1 protein-coding gene is annotated in these 336 nt (G+C 43.5%); it reads left to right on the top strand.

Annotation, left to right across the window (positions count from 1 at the left end; genetic code table 11):
• Positions 1 to 133: 133 nt before the first annotated feature.
• On the top strand, positions 134 to 336 hold a 203-nt coding region (locus tag LRP50_RS25595), incomplete at its 3' end, for a hypothetical protein (protein WP_274167200.1).

The raw sequence follows: 336 nt of genomic DNA, 5'->3' as shown, positions 1-336 counted from the left end.
ACGTTATACGCTGTAATTTTACTTACATGTAAGCAGCAACTTTGAGCGCCAAACAACTGTGGTTTTCTCAACAAAAAAGCGGTTTGGTTTTGGATCGCCGCTCACCAATGAAAGTGTTGCAAACAAGCCATCAATGGCCAGAAAAGACCAAGCATCCCAAGGGCTGCTTGCAAAGGAAGAAGGCGAGGTTCGGCTATTCAAACAGATTGGGTGGCAGCTTTATAACAAAGGTTTTCAAGGCGGACGCAAAACATTCCCGCAAATTTTGTTATATCAACTTATGGCGTTTACGGTGGCTTTTTTGCGTGAAGCTAATGTTTTTCGCCCCTTAAAACG

Origin of the sequence: Enterovibrio gelatinilyticus (genome assembly GCF_028683095.1) — a bacterium.
Taxonomy (GTDB): Bacteria; Pseudomonadota; Gammaproteobacteria; order Enterobacterales; family Vibrionaceae; genus Enterovibrio; species Enterovibrio gelatinilyticus.
The sequence above is the reverse complement of the archived record's forward strand: the minus strand, read 5'-3'. Positions and strand labels throughout refer to the sequence as shown.